Genomic DNA, 14633 nt, shown 5'->3' with positions numbered 1-14633 from the left:
AACAACAGATGCCTTTTCAGAGTTGCATATTATAGTTGTTACAGTTACAGGACCTGGCGATTATGAGTATCGATTAGATGATGGAGCATGGCAGGATAGTAATACCTTTACAGATGTATCAGCCGGCGAGCATGATATAGATGTACGAGATAAGATAGGCTGTGGATTTGCGAGTGATAAGGTAACGGTAATGGATTACCCGAAGTTTTTCACACCAAATGGAGATAGTTATAATGACACATGGAACATTAAAGGTATTGCGGACCAACCAAGCGCAAAAATTTATATATTTGACAGGTACGGAAAACTAATAAAACAGATAAGTCCCTCAAGTGAAGGTTGGAATGGTACCTATAATGGAAACCCAATGCCAACGAGTGACTACTGGTTTGTAGTAGAGTACAATGAACCAAATACCGGAGAACGTAAAGAATTTAAAGCCCATTTCACCCTGAAAAGGTAGATAGGTTTTAAACTATAAACTATAAGAAAAGGCTTTATGAAATCATAAAGCCTTTTTTATTTAATTATCATTCAATTTAGGAATTCACAATAGCTTATAAGCGCATTTAATTTATAATTTTGAACAGTTTGGGACAATAAAAAAATGCTAGATTCATATCTAGCATTTTCGATTATAAAGTTGTTTTTATTAGAGATTAAATGCTAAAGAAAGTGTAACGTTTGAATTAATAGCATCCACTGTAGCTGCATCAGTTAGCCCAACAGAATACAAAGGATTGTTAACTGTTCTTTCTGATTGATCAAATGTTAAGTCTAATCTTGTGTTACCAAAGTTATAACCTAAGCCAAGTGAATAACCAGTCAAATCTCCAACAAACGAATCATCTTTGTATGGACTTTCTTCAAAACGATATCCACCTCTAAAACTAATTTGTTTGTATTTGTATTCGCCACCAAATCTAAACGTATTTGCTGCTTTGAATACATCACTAATAATTCTATTTTGAGAACTAAAAAAAGATTCGTTTTCAGGTCTAAACTCCATATTTGAATAATCTCTTCTTGAGTAATCAAAACTTAATAAACCTTTATCTCCAAAAACATAAGCAAGACTTCCGGAAATTTTCCCAGGAGATCGCAATTTATATTCTGGAAATACATTAATGATATTAGGGTTTACATTTGCTGTAAAGCTCCCGTCTACATCATCAACAAAAGTAGAAATACTTTGAGTAGTCTCTTCATATATATTAAACCATGTTGGTGAATTATATGTAAATCCAGCTCTTAATTCTTTTGTTACTTTAAGTATTGCTCCTAATTGAAAAGAGAATCCATAACCAGTAGTTAATAAATTGTTTTCAAAACCAACATTAGTAATTAAAGAGCCAGGATTAGAATTTCTTTCTCGTAAGAAAGTAAATCTATCATAATTAATAAAATGAGAATTTAAGTTAACTCCCAAATATAATTTGTCTTCGTATTGGGCAGCAGCATTAAAACTAACTTTACCATTATATCCACGAGAAATGTAGTCGTATTGTTGGTTAAATGTTCCAGACCCTATATTTGATGTGTATACAGAATTTGCATCAGTATCATTTCCTGGTTCTAGTATGTACGATTCGTAACCTAAGAAAGCTTGTTGATTGTCATACCCATAGAAAGAACCTATTTCTGCATATGCTTGTGATATTGTTTCACCTGGAAATGCGCTAATTTCATCAAGTCTCAAACCTTGTGCATAATCTAAAAAGTAATTGTCTATAGAATTTGTATTTCTACCATTTGCAAACCATTGGTCATCATGATTAGCAGTCTTGTCGTAGGCAACGCTAATTACAAATTTTTTCCACGATGAATTATCATTATTATTGGCGAACACGAATACACCTCCAGCTTGATGTAAATCTATTTTAGATTCTGATGTAGAATTTCTACCGTTAAAATAAGATATGTCATTATCAATATGCAAACCAGAAAGTGATATTGAAGCATGACTTCTATTAAATATAGCAGATCCTGCAGGGTTTAAACTAACCGCTGACATATCACCACCAAGAGCGCCAAAAGCACCGCTTAAAGCTCTAAAACGAGCGCTACCTTGTATGTTGTCTTGTGAAAATCTAAGTGCATCAGAAATGTCTTGTGCAACAAGATTAGACATAGATAGGACACCTATCATTAGTATAGTTAACTTTTTCATGTTAAATTTTTTAATTGTTGAAAATTACATTTCTATTATCTGCGACGACTAGAACTACTTCTGCTTGATGAGCTAGAAGTTCCTGAAGATCTTGAACTACTACTAGAGCTTCTAGTTGAAGAAGAACTACTCCTTCTAGGAGTTGTTGACCTTGTGTTAGATCTCGTGCCACTTGAACGTGGTCTAGTAACATTACTATTGCTTCTAGTGTTGCTTCTAGTGTTGCTTCTAGTGTTGCTTCTAGTGTTGCTTCTAGTGTTGCTTCTAGTGTTGCTTCTAGTGTTGCTTCTTGGTCTAACAGTGCTGCTAGATCTGGTGCTTGTATTATTTCTTCTAATTGTAGAACTATTATTTCTTCTAGTTGTAGACCTAGTCGCTAAATTATTTCTTGTATTTGCTGTACTTCGTCTTGTGACCGTTGAAGAATTACGGCGTGTTGTATTAGACGTGTTTCGCCTAGTAACAGAGTTTCTATTTGCATAAGCCGAATTAGAACCTCTTCGACCTGAATTATAGGCTAGGTTATGATTGTTGTAGTAATAACCATTGTATCCTGGAGGACACCAATAATTGTTATATCCCCAGCCAGCATTCCAACCGTAATATCCATTCCATCCGTAGTATCCATTCCAACCGTAATATCCATTCCATCCGTAATAGTTATTCCATCCATAATATCCATTCCATCCATAATAGTTATTCCAACCATTGTCTATATAGTTTATGGTAATATTATTGCTAGCTTGTCCCCAACCTGCATATCCATTTTGTGAGTCTTCTTCTTGGTATTCATCTGAATAATCACCTTCATACGAGTCAATGTCTGTAAAGATTACACGTTCATCATCTGGTATGTCACTATATTGATTAGCTTTTTCATTAAAATAGTTTTTATAATAACTATTATCATCACTGCTAGTGGTAGTTTCGTTTTCGGTAACGGCAGAAGGTTCTTCATATGCGACTTGTCTTTCGCTATATATACCATCACTTTCATACCCAACATATTGGTATGATCCACAAGAAGCTAAAACAAAGGTTAAGCTAAGTGCAACAAAAAATGGCAATTTCGTTTTAATGTAGTTATTGAATTGCATATTTATAAATTTTTATTGTTGAACATTACAAAAATAGTTAGTTTTCCTGAACTATTTCATTATTTAACATAGTCACAATTTTTATGCCAAACCAGTCTATTTGACTGGAAATCTTATAAATGTAATTGATTTAACAGGATGTAAGATCTGAATGCTTCTACGATTTTGAATTTTAGGCTACTTTTAACAGACTATAAAATAATAAAGCCTAGCTACATTTCTTATATCTAGGCTTTATTGTATTTAAATGTTAAGATAATTTACAGTTTTTAATTTTTTGTGCTTTTACGGCTTAATGTATTAGAGCTAGAACTAGAGCTTCTAGTGATAGAACTATTGTTACTAGATTTTCTTACTGTAGATTTTGAATTACTTCTTGATTTAGATCGAGTAGAAGAACTATTGCTGCTTATATGTTGGTTTGATGATAAAGAAGTATTACTCGTTCTTACAGTTTTAGATTTTGGTCTAGATCTTGGCGAATCACTATTCGTGCGTTTTGTGAGTGAAGCATATCTAATACTAGTTTTTTTAGTTTTAATAACTGTCGCTCTCATTAATGCGCTGTATTGATTGGAAACAATTTTGCTATTACTAGCAAATTGTTGGTATACTGAATGTCTTTTCTTAATAAATTCAGGAAACCTTAATCCTCTAGACCAAGAATTATCACCGCCACATAGACTGTTTTCAGGATCTCCATCCCAGCCCCAATAATTCCAAATTGGTCCATTCCAAGAATTACTAACAGATCTCCAATTGTTTTGGTTCCAAGGCGTATTCCAACCTTTATTAATCCAACCCCAAGATTCTAGGTGATTAGAAGTCCAAGCCCAATTAGTTCTTCCAAGATTATTTATTGCAAAATCTGAATAGATATTTATACCAATGTTATTAATTGTAACATTGTTAAATCTATTTCCACGGCCTGTATATTGATATTGTCCAAAAAGAGATCTTCCGCTAAAGTAATTTGCTCTGTTGGTAATTAAATCAGTAAAATATAGGTTGTCATAATAATTTGACGTCTCATATTCATTTACTTTATCATTAAAATAGTTTTGATAGTCACTCTCCTGTCCAATATCTGTTATGGCATTTTTTGAGTTGAAATCTCTAGTGGAACTGCATGAGGCTAAAATAAAACTAAGACCTAACAGAATTAGAAATTGAGATTTTGTTTTTGAGTAGTTTTTTAATTCCATATCCTTTGTTTTTTTATTGTTAAACATTATAAAAAATGGTTAATTTTGCTAAACTAATTTCTGATTTAGAAATCACAACTTTTGTGCCAAAAAAATAAAAATGAGTAAAAATCTTACAAGTAGAGCAGAAGACTATTCAAAATGGTATAACGAATTGGTTGTCAAGGCTGATTTAGCAGAAAATTCCGCAGTTCGTGGTTGTATGGTTATCAAACCTTATGGCTACGCAATATGGGAAAAAATGCAAGCAGAGCTTGACCGAATGTTTAAAGAAACAGGTCATCAAAATGCTTATTTCCCTCTTTTTGTTCCTAAAAGCCTATTTGAGGCAGAAGAGAAAAACGCTGAAGGTTTTGCCAAAGAGTGTGCGGTTGTTACACATTATAGATTGCAAAACGATCCTGATAATGAAGGGAAATTACGTGTGGATCCTGATGCAAAACTGGAAGAAGAGTTAATTGTAAGGCCAACGAGTGAAGCAATTATATGGAGCACTTATAAAGGATGGATTCAAAGTTATAGAGATTTGCCAATTCTAATTAACCAATGGGCAAATGTTGTGAGATGGGAAATGAGAACACGTTTATTTCTTCGAACTGCTGAATTTTTATGGCAAGAAGGTCACACAGCACATGCCACAAAAAAGGAAGCTTTAGTAGAGGCAGAATTAATGAACAACGTATACGCAGATTTTGCAGAAAATTTTATGGCAATTCCTGTTGTAAAAGGTGTTAAAACTGAAAGTGAACGTTTTGCAGGAGCATTAGAAACTTATTGTATTGAAGCTTTAATGCAAGATGGAAAAGCACTTCAAGCTGGTACATCCCATTTTTTAGGACAGAATTTTGCGAAAGCCTTTGATGTTAAGTTTACAAACAATGAAGGCAAACTTGATTATGTTTGGGCGACTTCTTGGGGAGTTTCTACACGATTGGTGGGAGCTTTAATAATGACCCACAGTGATGATAAAGGTTTAGTGTTACCTCCAAATTTAGCGCCATCACAAGTAGTTATTGTACCAATTTATAAAACTGATGAGCAATTAGATATTATTACGGAAAAAGCTAATGGTATTATTCAAGAATTAAAAGCGAAAGGCGTTTCATGTAAATTTGATGGCAGAACTACGCATAGACCAGGAGCAAAGTTTGCTCAACATGAATTGCAAGGTGTACCTTTGAGAATTGCTATTGGACCTAAAGATCTAGAAAATGGAACAATCGAGCTAGCTAGACGTGATACTTTGACAAAAGAAATTGTTGAGATGTCTGATTTGGTTGCTAAAGTAGATGGTTTATTAAAAACAATTCAAGAAGAATTATTTACTAAAGCTTTAAATTTTAGAGATTCTCATACTACTGAAGTAGATGATTTTGAAACATTTAAAGAAGTTTTAAAAACTAAAACAGGATTTATTTCAGCACATTGGGATGGAACTGAAGAAACTGAACTTAAGATTAAAGAAATAACAAAAGCGACTATTAGATGTATTCCTTCTGATGTAAAATATGAAGAAGGAAAGTGCGTTTACACTGGGAAAACTTCAAGTAGAAGAGTCTTATTTGCTAAAGCATATTAATTTTTTTTCAAAAAACTTTAGCAAGGTGTTGCAACATTTAAAAATAGTTGTATTTTTGCATCCGCAATGGATAATTGCATGTTCATTTGAAATGTGAGTTTATCATTAAAAAAATTATAAACTTACTACTGAATTTTAATCAAATGGCCCGTTCGTCTATCGGCTAGGACGCATGGTTTTCATCCATGTAAGAGGGGTTCGATTCCCCTACGGGCTACAATTTTTAATAAGAAAATAATACAATGGCAAATCATAAGTCTGCTTTAAAGAGAATAAGAAGTAACGAATCAAAACGTTTAACTAATAGATATCAGCATAAAACGACTCGTAATGCTATCAAAAAGTTACGTGAAATGGAAAAAGCTAAAGATGCTAAGGCATTTTTACCTTCTGTCATTTCAATGGTAGATAAGTTAGCTAAGCATAATGTTATACATAATAACAAAGCTGCTAACATCAAATCTAACTTAACTAAGCACGTTGCGACGTTAAAGTAAGGTTTTGCCTTAAGACATTTGTAAAGCTTCTCTAAAGAGAAGCTTTTTTTGTTTCCTTAAAAGGAGAAAGTAACTAAAAAGAAAAAAGCCTTGAATTATTAATTCAAGGCTTTTTTAATATGTAATAAATTCAATATCTATCCATTCATAGAAATTAAAAACTCTTCATTATTTCTTGTCTGTTTGAAACGGTCATTAATAAATTCCATCGCTTCAACCGGATTCATATCAGCTAAATATTTACGCATCACCCACATTCTCTTTATTGTTGTTGGGTCTAATAAAATATCATCACGTCTTGTACTTGATGAAGTTAAATCAATAGCTGGGAAGATTCTACGATTAGATATTTTACGATCTAATTGTAATTCCATATTACCAGTCCCTTTGAATTCTTCAAAAATTACTTCATCCATTTTAGAACCTGTTTCAGTAAGTGCAGTTGCAATAATTGTTAATGAACCTCCATTTTCAATATTACGAGCAGCACCAAAGAAACGTTTTGGTTTGTGTAAAGCATTAGCATCAACACCACCACTTAAGATTTTACCAGAAGCAGGTTGTACTGAGTTATAAGCTCTTGCTAAACGTGTAATTGAATCTAAAAGAATTACCACATCGTGGCCACATTCTACCAAACGTTTTGCTTTTTCTAATACGATATTCGCAATCTTAACATGCTCGTGTGCTTCTTTATCAAAAGTTGAAGCAATTACTTCACCACGAACATTACGTTGCATATCTGTTACCTCTTCTGGACGTTCATCAATTAATAAAATCATTTGATAAACTTCAGGGTGGTTTGCTGCAATTGCATTTGCAACATCCTTAAGTAACATTGTTTTACCTGTTTTAGGTTGTGATACAATCATACCACGTTGTCCTTTTCCTATTGGAGCGAACAAATCCATAATACGAGTAGATATAGTTGCTTGCTTTTCAGCTAGATTAAATTTCTCTTGTGGAAATAAAGGCGTTAAATGCTCAAAAGCAACACGATCTCTTACAACATTTGGACTCTGGCCATTAATTTTACTTACCTTGATTAATGGAAAATATTTTTCACCTTCTTTTGGTGGGCGTACATTTCCAAAAACAGTATCACCAACTTTTAATCCAAATAATCTAATTTGAGATTGCGATACATAAATATCATCAGGAGATGATAAATAGTTATAATCAGATGAACGTAAAAATCCATAACCATCTTGCATGATGTCTAAAACACCTTCACTTTCTATTATTGCATCAAATTCAAAATCTGGTTCTCTGTAGCGATTACGATTGTCTTTGTTTCCGTTGTTTTTATGAACGTTACCATCCTTTTGGCGAGGATTTGGTCTATTGCTATCCTTTTGTCGAGGGTTTGGTTTGCTGTCATCCTTCTGACGAGGATTCGGCTTATTGCTTTCTTTCTGACGAGGATTCGGCTTATTGTCATCCTTTTGGCGAGGATTCGGCTTGTTGTCATTTGACTCTTTAGAACGATTATCGTTACTCTGATTGTTGGTTTGAGTATTCTTATTGTCCTTTTCATCAGTAGAATCAGTATTAGACGGTTTGGTGTCCTTTTTATCATCTAATTCCATTTTTTGTTGAGTAGAATTTTGTTCAGGTTTTTTCTGAACTCGTTCTCTAGGCTTTCTTTCCTGCGCAGGTTTGTTCTGTTGCACAGGTTTTTTTGGTTCCTGTTTAGGAGTTTCTTTTATAACTTCTTTTTTTACAGCATCTGGATTAGCTGCCTGAAAATCAAGAATTTGATAAACTAAATCTAATTTTTTTAAACTGCGGTATTTTGGAACATTTAATTTTTGAGCTATTTCCTGAAGTTCAGGAAGCTTTTTTGCTTTTAATTCGGAAATTTCGAACATGTATGTTTAGTAATTAAGTTTTATAAACTGAATTTGATTTAATCCTTACTTTTCTGAAAATGTGTTTAGGGGAAAAATTTGAAAAAAATCGGAAGATTAATAAGCTGTTACACTGTTGGTAACAAATTATATATGCAATAATACAATTTTATTTTTAAAATTTAATACATCTTTTAAAAGAAACTATTAATTTTGTGCCTCATTATTCATAATAATAAATGATTCAACGTATACAATCCATATACCTTATATTATCGGCTGCTGTGTCTGCTGGCTTAATATTTGTACTGCACTTGTGGACAAACAGTGAGGATGTTCTTGTATTTGCAAAAGACGAATACTTGTATTTAGGTTTGTTTTTAGGATCTGCTTTATTATCTTTAATTTCGATTTTTAGTTTTAAAAACAGGAAGTTTCAATTTGTTATGGGACGACTCAATATAATATTAAACTTTATTTTATTAGGATTTTTTGTGTATCAATTACTAATACCACCTGGAGAGAGTAACATCTCTGAGAAGGGTGTTGGGATATTCATACCTATTTTATCTATCGTGTTATTGGTCTTGGCCAATAAAGCCATAAAAAAGGATGAAGATCTTGTCAAATCTGTTGATAGATTGCGATAAACCCTATTATCTTAATTATTTTAGTGCGTAAACCCAAGGTGAAGACCTTGGGTTTTTTTATTAGTCCTAATGTCGTTTTGGGAATTCAATGACTTCCAAATTATCAATAGTCTTTCCATCAATTGTAAATCGGAGCATTGTTCGTACTTTATGAAAACCATGTTTGCCAACGGCTCCTGGATTCATATGAAGTAAATTATACCGTTTGTCTGGCATGACTTTCAGAATATGTGAATGTCCACAAATAAAAATGCGAGGCGGATTAGCTTTAATAAAACCCCGTGTTCTCATATTGTATTTTGGAGGATAGCCACCAATATGTGTCATCCAAACATCAACGTCTTCACACATAAACCGATTGTTTTCAGGGAATTCAACTCTGGCTTTAGCATCGTCGATATTTCCATAAACAGCACGCAAAGGTTTTAGTTTTTGAATGGCATCTGTTACCTTTAAATCACCAATATCACCAGCATGCCATACTTCATCGGCTTGTTTGACATATTTCAATATATCCTTGTCGATATAACTATGTGTATCAGAAAGTAAAAGGATTTTTGTCATAAATGTTGTCTACTAAAAAGTAGAAATCTTTTAATTATGTTAATCTAAGATAAATACTGTTAAAACTAATTATCTTTGTGCTTTTACAAAAATACAGGATTACTTGAGATATTTTATTGAATTATCATATAATGGAAAAGCATATCATGGTTGGCAAATTCAACCTAATGCTATTTCGGTTCAGGAAGTCTTAGATAATGCACTTTCAAAATTGTTGCGATCTAAAATTTCTGTTATGGGAGCTGGAAGAACAGATGCTGGAGTGCATGCTTCACAAATGTTTGCACATTTTGATACGGATAGTTTAGTCGAAGATAAGTTACTTTTTAAACTGAATTCATTTTTACCAAACGATATTGCGATTCATAATATCTTTCAAGTTAAAGATGAAGCGCATGCACGTTTTGATGCATCGAGCAGAACTTATATCTATAAGGTTTCTCAACAAAAAAATGTATTTAATTCTGATTTTGCTTTTTCACATCATAAGCATTTAGATTTGAAGGCTATGAACGAAGCTTGCGAAATTCTATTGAAGTATAACGATTTTCAATGCTTTTCTAAAGTTCATACAGATGTAAAAACGTATAATTGTAACATAATGTTCTCACAATGGGAATGTAAAGATGATCAACTATTTTTTACAATAAAGGCAGACCGATTTTTAAGAAATATGGTTCGAGCAATTGTAGGAACCATGATAAATATTGGTATCGGAAAGATGAATGTTGAGGATTTACATAATATTATTAAATCAAAGAATAGAGGAGAGGCTGGTTTTTCAGTTCCTGCTCATGGATTATATTTAACAAAAATTGAATACCCTAATACTATAAATATTTAAATGGCAGACGAAAAGAAAAAAGTTTTTGATGTTTCACTTTTCAAGCGATTGTTACAGCATATAAAACCATACAAATTTGTGTTTTTTGTATCATTGGTTTGTGTTGTTGGACTCGCTGTGTTTGGAGCTTCGAGACCTTATGTTTTGCAACAAGCCATTGATAAGCATGTCGTTTTAAAAGAATACGATGGCTTTTTGTTTTACATCATTGCAATGCTTGTTTTACTTATACTTGAAGTAATAAGCCAATTGTTATTTATTTATTATGCGAGTTGGTTGGGACAGTCTGTAGTCAAAGATATTAGAGTAAAACTTTATGAGCATGTGCTTAGATTTAAAATGAAGTATTACGATAAATCTTCAGTAGGCGTACTTATTACAAGAACTGTAACAGACATGGAACGAATTGCTGATATTTTCGGACAAGGACTTTTTATGATTTTTAGTGATGTATTAAAAATGTTGGTTGTTGGTGGAATGATGTTTTATATGAATTGGAAATTGAGTCTTATTGCTTTTGTCACCATGCCAATCGTGTTATTTGCGACGAAGATTTTTCAAAGATATATGAAACGTGCTTTTGAAGAAGTACGAACAGAAGTGTCTAACCTTAATTCATTTGTTCAAGAACGTGTAACTGGAATGAAAATCCTTCAGTTGTTTACACGTGAAGATACCGAATATAAAAAGTTTAAAGCAATTAACGAACGCCATAAAAAAGGTTGGTTAAAAACAGTTTGGTACAACTCTGTGTTTTTTCCAATAGCAGATTTCTTATCTTCAATTACCTTGGGAACCATTATTTGGGTTGGAGGTATTGGAGTTGTTATGAATGGTACAGCTAGTGAAGGCGATCTGTTTGCTTTCATCATGTTTGTTCCTATGTTATTCAGACCATTAAATCAAATAGCTAATAAATTCAATACGCTTCAAATGGGAATGGTCGCAGCAGATCGTGTGTTTAAAGTCTTGGATACTTCATCTCAAATAGTTGATAAAGGAACAACAGTGGCTTCCGAATTTAAAGGAGACCTTACATTTAAAGAGGTGCATTTTTCTTATATAGAAGATGAAGAAGTGCTAAAAGGTATTTCTTTAGAGGTCAAAGCAGGAGATACTGTTGCAATTGTTGGAGCAACAGGTGCTGGGAAATCTACAATTATTAATCTATTAAACCGTTTCTACGACATTCAACATGGAACGATTTGTATTGATGGTGTTGATATTAAAAGTTTAACTCTAAAATCGCTTCGTGCTCAAATTGCTGTTGTTTTGCAGGATGTATTCCTTTTTGCAGATACCATCTTAAATAATATTACACTTAAAAATCCGAACATCACCGAAGCTCAAGTTCAACAAGCTGCAAAAGATATTGGTATTCACGATTTTATTATGAGCTTGCCTAATGGTTATCAGTATAATGTAAAGGAAAGAGGTGTGATGCTATCTTCTGGCCAGCGTCAATTAATTTCATTTTTACGTGCTTATGTAACTAATCCAAGTATTTTGGTTTTAGATGAAGCCACGTCTTCTGTCGATTCTTATTCTGAGCAATTGATCCAAGATGCAACTGACAAAATCACTAAGGATAGAACCTCAATTGTTATTGCACATCGTTTAGCGACAGTCCAAAAAGCTGATCAAATTATTGTTATGGATGAAGGCTATATTGTTGAAAAAGGCACACACGAAGAACTCCTTAAAAAAGAAGATGGGTACTACAGAAATCTATATGAAGTTCAGTTTCTAAAGATTGAAGCAGTTTAAGTTACTGTATAGGTTGGAAATCTTGTAATTCAACTGTGCCAGTTAATAAAAGCGCTATAACTGACAAGATGGAAAAACCTATATAACTTATGAAAAACAAGGTGGTAAACAGAAGTATTTTAAGGAAGAGTTGCCGAAAACTTAACTTAAATAATCTTGTTAGAATATAGCAATGATAGAGAAAAAGGAACAGATACATTGCTGTACCAAAAAGCAAATATTTTTCAGGTATAATTGCTAATATTAATTGACCCAATACGACTGTGATAATTGAATATACAGACATACTGTATAAATATAAAATGATATGTTCTGTGTAATTATATTTTTTGTTAAAAAATACAATCCAACTTATTAATGCAGAAAGCGGAATTAACATAGAAAAAAATATAGAAGCATATTCTAATGAAATATCCGAAGACATCTCCATTATTTTTTTTGTTGCCTCATTATTTGCTGAATTTATGTCTCCTAATAAGTTAGTCGCGTCAAGATATTTTTTATAGAATTTGCTAATTATAAATACGTTTAACCCATTTATAGTTAATATGATACCGAAAAAACTAACTGGATTTACATATCGCTTTCTAATACCTTGAACGTAACTATCAATTACAACTTCCGGTTTTTTAAATAAGTGAATAAATGTTCTTAAAAGTTTATTGTCATAATTGAAAAATGTTTCACTTATGTGCTCAAAAAGATTTTTAAAACTTAAGCGGTTTCTAATGACTTTTCCACCACAGCTATTACAAAAGTCGCTGCCTTCAGTAAGTTCGGTATGACAATTTTTACAATTCATTTGATCGTATTTATAAATTGTTATTTGTTAAGTAAAACATATATAATTCCTATGGCAACCGCAATCAACATGATTATCATAAACAAAATAAAGTAAGCTACCATGATTAACAAAAAGTGCAATACAGTTTCCCCAAAAGGAGTATTAAATACTCTTTTTAGCACAAAAAATAAGTAACCAAAAGTAAGTACAGAAATGAATCCGGAAATCATTAAATAATCAAATCCAAAGCATAAAAATAGAATACTCAAAACTGCTGTAACAATGATTATTTGAGCAGAATAATACAAATTGAGAACTAGGTGTTCTGTGAAATTAAGTCGTCGTAATCCAATTACATAGTAAGCAATCCATGTTGCGATTGTAGCTATTGGTACACTTAGTATATAAACAATACTTTGATAATTATTATACTCTTCAAAATCAAAAGAAGCAAATGGGTTGTTCTTAGAATTAGAACTTCCTTCTAAGCCTTTTAAAAACTCGTTGTCTAATTGTAAGGCTTCTTGAAAGAAGGTATTCATCAAAAACACTTGTATACCTACTAACGTTAGTGCTACAGCAAAATATTGAATTACATTAATGTATTTTTTTCGAGTTCCATCAATAAATCCATTTATCACCAACTCAGGTTTGGTAAATAAATGAAGAAAGGTTTTTAGAAACTTGTTGTCAATATTTAAAAATTGTTCGGTAATATCGACAGAAAGGTTTTTAAACGTCAATCGCTTTTTTACAATTTTAGCACCACAGAGCGGACAATAATTAATAAGCTTACTTAAAGATGTATTACAGTTTTTACATTCCATATTACATCAAATCTTTCTTTAAAAGGTTAAGTAGCTCATCTATGTTTTCAAACATAACAAACTCGCCATTAATTATATAAGATATTTGTCCAGTTTCTTCACTAACAACTAGCGCAATGGCATCAGTTTTTTCAGTAATACCAACTGCTGCTCTATGTCTCAAACCAAATCGTTGAGGAATGTTTTTCTCATTATTTACCGGAAGAATAACTCGTGTTGCTTTAACCGTATTATTTTCAATTATAACAGCACCATCATGCAACGGACTATTTTTAAAGAAGATACTTTCTATGATCGGTTGGGTAACTTTAATATTCATTGCGTCACCAGTACTCACCAGAAAATCTAAATTGTTATTACGTTCTAAAACGATAAGCGCTCCAGTTTTTGTACTTCCCATTTTATGACAAGCATCTACAATGGCATCTACATTAGTTTCAGTCTCAATATCGTTTTTAAGGAATTTCATTTTACTGAACAATTTTCCTCTTCCGCTTAAATTTGTAGATCCAACCATCAATAGGAATTTCCTAATTTCTGGCTGAAACACGACAATTAAAGCAATAATTCCAACCTTCATGAATCCATCAAAAATATTATGAAGCATTTGCATCTCCAAAAGGTTTGTGACTTTCCAAACGGCATAGATGATGATGATTCCTATAAAAATATTGATGGCAACGGTTCCTTTTACAAGCTTATAGATGTAGTAGAGTAAGATAGCGACGAGAAATACGTCGATAAAATCTATAATACCAAAATCCCAAAATTTGAATTTATCCAATGCAAAGGTGTTTCT

The 14633-nt window shown here is 32.4% G+C and carries 14 protein-coding genes and 1 tRNA gene; 7 read left to right on the top strand and 8 right to left on the bottom strand.

Going from position 1 to position 14633, the window contains the following annotated elements:
• A partial coding sequence (locus tag RH81_RS01935) for a T9SS type B sorting domain-containing protein (RefSeq protein ID WP_033956740.1) occupies positions 1-463 on the top strand: 463 nt, incomplete at its 5' end.
• 189 nt (positions 464-652) lie between these two features.
• On the opposite strand, the gene RH81_RS01930 is transcribed toward RH81_RS01935, so the two are convergent.
• The 3 genes from RH81_RS01930 to RH81_RS01920 form a co-directional block, all read right to left on the bottom strand.
• The gene (locus RH81_RS01930) at positions 653-2170 is read right to left on the bottom strand and encodes an OmpP1/FadL family transporter (protein WP_033956737.1); all 1518 of its coding nucleotides are present in this window, start codon (positions 2168-2170) and stop codon (positions 653-655) included.
• 35 nt (positions 2171-2205) lie between these two features.
• Positions 2206-3267: a hypothetical protein gene (locus RH81_RS16880; protein WP_033956735.1), complete on the bottom strand. Its 1062-nt coding sequence runs from the start codon at positions 3265-3267 to the stop codon at positions 2206-2208.
• 269 nt (positions 3268-3536) lie between these two features.
• Positions 3537-4472 carry a hypothetical protein gene (locus RH81_RS01920; RefSeq protein WP_152604763.1) on the bottom strand — a complete coding sequence of 312 codons (936 nt, stop codon included), beginning with the start codon at positions 4470-4472 and terminating at the stop codon, positions 3537-3539.
• A gap of 100 nt (positions 4473-4572) precedes the next feature.
• Between RH81_RS01920 and proS the strand changes: the two genes are divergently transcribed.
• The 3 genes from proS to rpsT all read left to right on the top strand — a co-directional run bounded on the left by proS (position 4573) and on the right by rpsT (position 6548).
• The gene (gene proS / locus RH81_RS01915; RefSeq protein WP_033956731.1) at positions 4573-6051 is read left to right on the top strand and encodes a proline--tRNA ligase; all 1479 of its coding nucleotides are present in this window, start codon (positions 4573-4575) and stop codon (positions 6049-6051) included.
• A gap of 145 nt (positions 6052-6196) precedes the next feature.
• Positions 6197-6268 (top strand) — tRNA-Glu (locus RH81_RS01910).
• A gap of 25 nt (positions 6269-6293) precedes the next feature.
• Complete coding sequence (rpsT, locus tag RH81_RS01905) at positions 6294-6548, top strand: 30S ribosomal protein S20 (RefSeq protein ID WP_033956729.1); 255 nt, start codon at positions 6294-6296, stop codon at positions 6546-6548.
• 137 nt (positions 6549-6685) lie between these two features.
• Here the strand turns inward: rpsT and rho are convergent, their stop codons facing one another.
• Entirely contained in the window at positions 6686-8419 is a 1734-nt protein-coding gene (gene rho, locus RH81_RS01900; protein ID WP_033956727.1) for a transcription termination factor Rho, read from the bottom strand.
• Positions 8420-8637: 218 nt separating this feature from the next.
• Between rho and RH81_RS01895 the strand changes: the two genes are divergently transcribed.
• Positions 8638-9048 (top strand): DUF4293 domain-containing protein, encoded by a 411-nt coding sequence (locus tag RH81_RS01895; protein ID WP_033956725.1) that lies wholly within the window; start codon positions 8638-8640, stop codon positions 9046-9048.
• 66 nt (positions 9049-9114) lie between these two features.
• Here the strand turns inward: RH81_RS01895 and RH81_RS01890 are convergent, their stop codons facing one another.
• The gene (locus RH81_RS01890; RefSeq protein ID WP_033956723.1) at positions 9115-9612 is read right to left on the bottom strand and encodes a metallophosphoesterase family protein; all 498 of its coding nucleotides are present in this window, start codon (positions 9610-9612) and stop codon (positions 9115-9117) included.
• Between the two features lie 103 nt (positions 9613-9715).
• Here RH81_RS01890 and truA point away from each other — a divergent pair, with 103 nt between their 5' ends.
• Complete coding sequence (gene truA / locus RH81_RS01885) at positions 9716-10456, top strand: tRNA pseudouridine(38-40) synthase TruA (RefSeq protein WP_033956718.1); 741 nt, start codon at positions 9716-9718, stop codon at positions 10454-10456.
• A complete protein-coding gene (locus RH81_RS01880; RefSeq protein WP_033956715.1) occupies positions 10457-12223 on the top strand; it encodes an ABC transporter ATP-binding protein in 1767 nt (588 codons plus the stop codon).
• Between the two features lies 1 nt (position 12224).
• Here the strand turns inward: RH81_RS01880 and RH81_RS01875 are convergent, their stop codons facing one another.
• Genes RH81_RS01875 through cdaA form a run of 3 tightly spaced genes read right to left on the bottom strand, consistent with a single transcriptional unit; the run spans position 12225 to position 14618 of the window.
• A complete protein-coding gene (locus RH81_RS01875; protein WP_033956713.1) occupies positions 12225-13025 on the bottom strand; it encodes a DUF3667 domain-containing protein in 801 nt (266 codons plus the stop codon).
• 20 nt (positions 13026-13045) lie between these two features.
• Positions 13046-13834, bottom strand: coding sequence for a DUF3667 domain-containing protein (locus RH81_RS01870; RefSeq protein ID WP_033956710.1), 789 nt, complete (start codon positions 13832-13834; stop codon positions 13046-13048).
• A 1-nt stretch (position 13835) separates the two neighbouring features.
• Positions 13836-14618, bottom strand: coding sequence for a diadenylate cyclase CdaA (cdaA, locus tag RH81_RS01865; protein ID WP_033956707.1), 783 nt, complete (start codon positions 14616-14618; stop codon positions 13836-13838).
• Positions 14619-14633: the final 15 nt, after the last annotated feature.

The organism is Psychroserpens jangbogonensis, assembly GCF_000797465.1.
Taxonomy (GTDB): domain Bacteria; phylum Bacteroidota; class Bacteroidia; order Flavobacteriales; family Flavobacteriaceae; genus Psychroserpens; species Psychroserpens jangbogonensis.
This window is presented reverse-complemented; position numbering and strand designations above follow the sequence as displayed.

Excerpts from the sequence above, each read along its gene's own strand:
- RH81_RS01930 (WP_033956737.1), bottom strand. The coding sequence starts at position 2,170 with ATGAAAAAGTTAACTATACTAATGATAGGTGTCCTATCTATGTCTAAT.
- RH81_RS16880 (WP_033956735.1), bottom strand. The coding sequence starts at position 3,267 with ATGCAATTCAATAACTACATTAAAACGAAATTGCCATTTTTTGTTGCA.
- RH81_RS01920 (WP_152604763.1), bottom strand. The coding sequence starts at position 4,472 with ATGGAATTAAAAAACTACTCAAAAACAAAATCTCAATTTCTAATTCTG.
- proS (WP_033956731.1), top strand. The coding sequence starts at position 4,573 with ATGAGTAAAAATCTTACAAGTAGAGCAGAAGACTATTCAAAATGGTAT.
- rpsT (WP_033956729.1), top strand. The coding sequence starts at position 6,294 with ATGGCAAATCATAAGTCTGCTTTAAAGAGAATAAGAAGTAACGAATCA.
- rho (WP_033956727.1), bottom strand. The coding sequence starts at position 8,419 with ATGTTCGAAATTTCCGAATTAAAAGCAAAAAAGCTTCCTGAACTTCAG.
- RH81_RS01895 (WP_033956725.1), top strand. The coding sequence starts at position 8,638 with ATGATTCAACGTATACAATCCATATACCTTATATTATCGGCTGCTGTG.
- RH81_RS01890 (WP_033956723.1), bottom strand. The coding sequence starts at position 9,612 with ATGACAAAAATCCTTTTACTTTCTGATACACATAGTTATATCGACAAG.
- RH81_RS01880 (WP_033956715.1), top strand. The coding sequence starts at position 10,457 with ATGGCAGACGAAAAGAAAAAAGTTTTTGATGTTTCACTTTTCAAGCGA.
- RH81_RS01875 (WP_033956713.1), bottom strand. The coding sequence starts at position 13,025 with ATGAATTGTAAAAATTGTCATACCGAACTTACTGAAGGCAGCGACTTT.
- RH81_RS01870 (WP_033956710.1), bottom strand. The coding sequence starts at position 13,834 with ATGGAATGTAAAAACTGTAATACATCTTTAAGTAAGCTTATTAATTAT.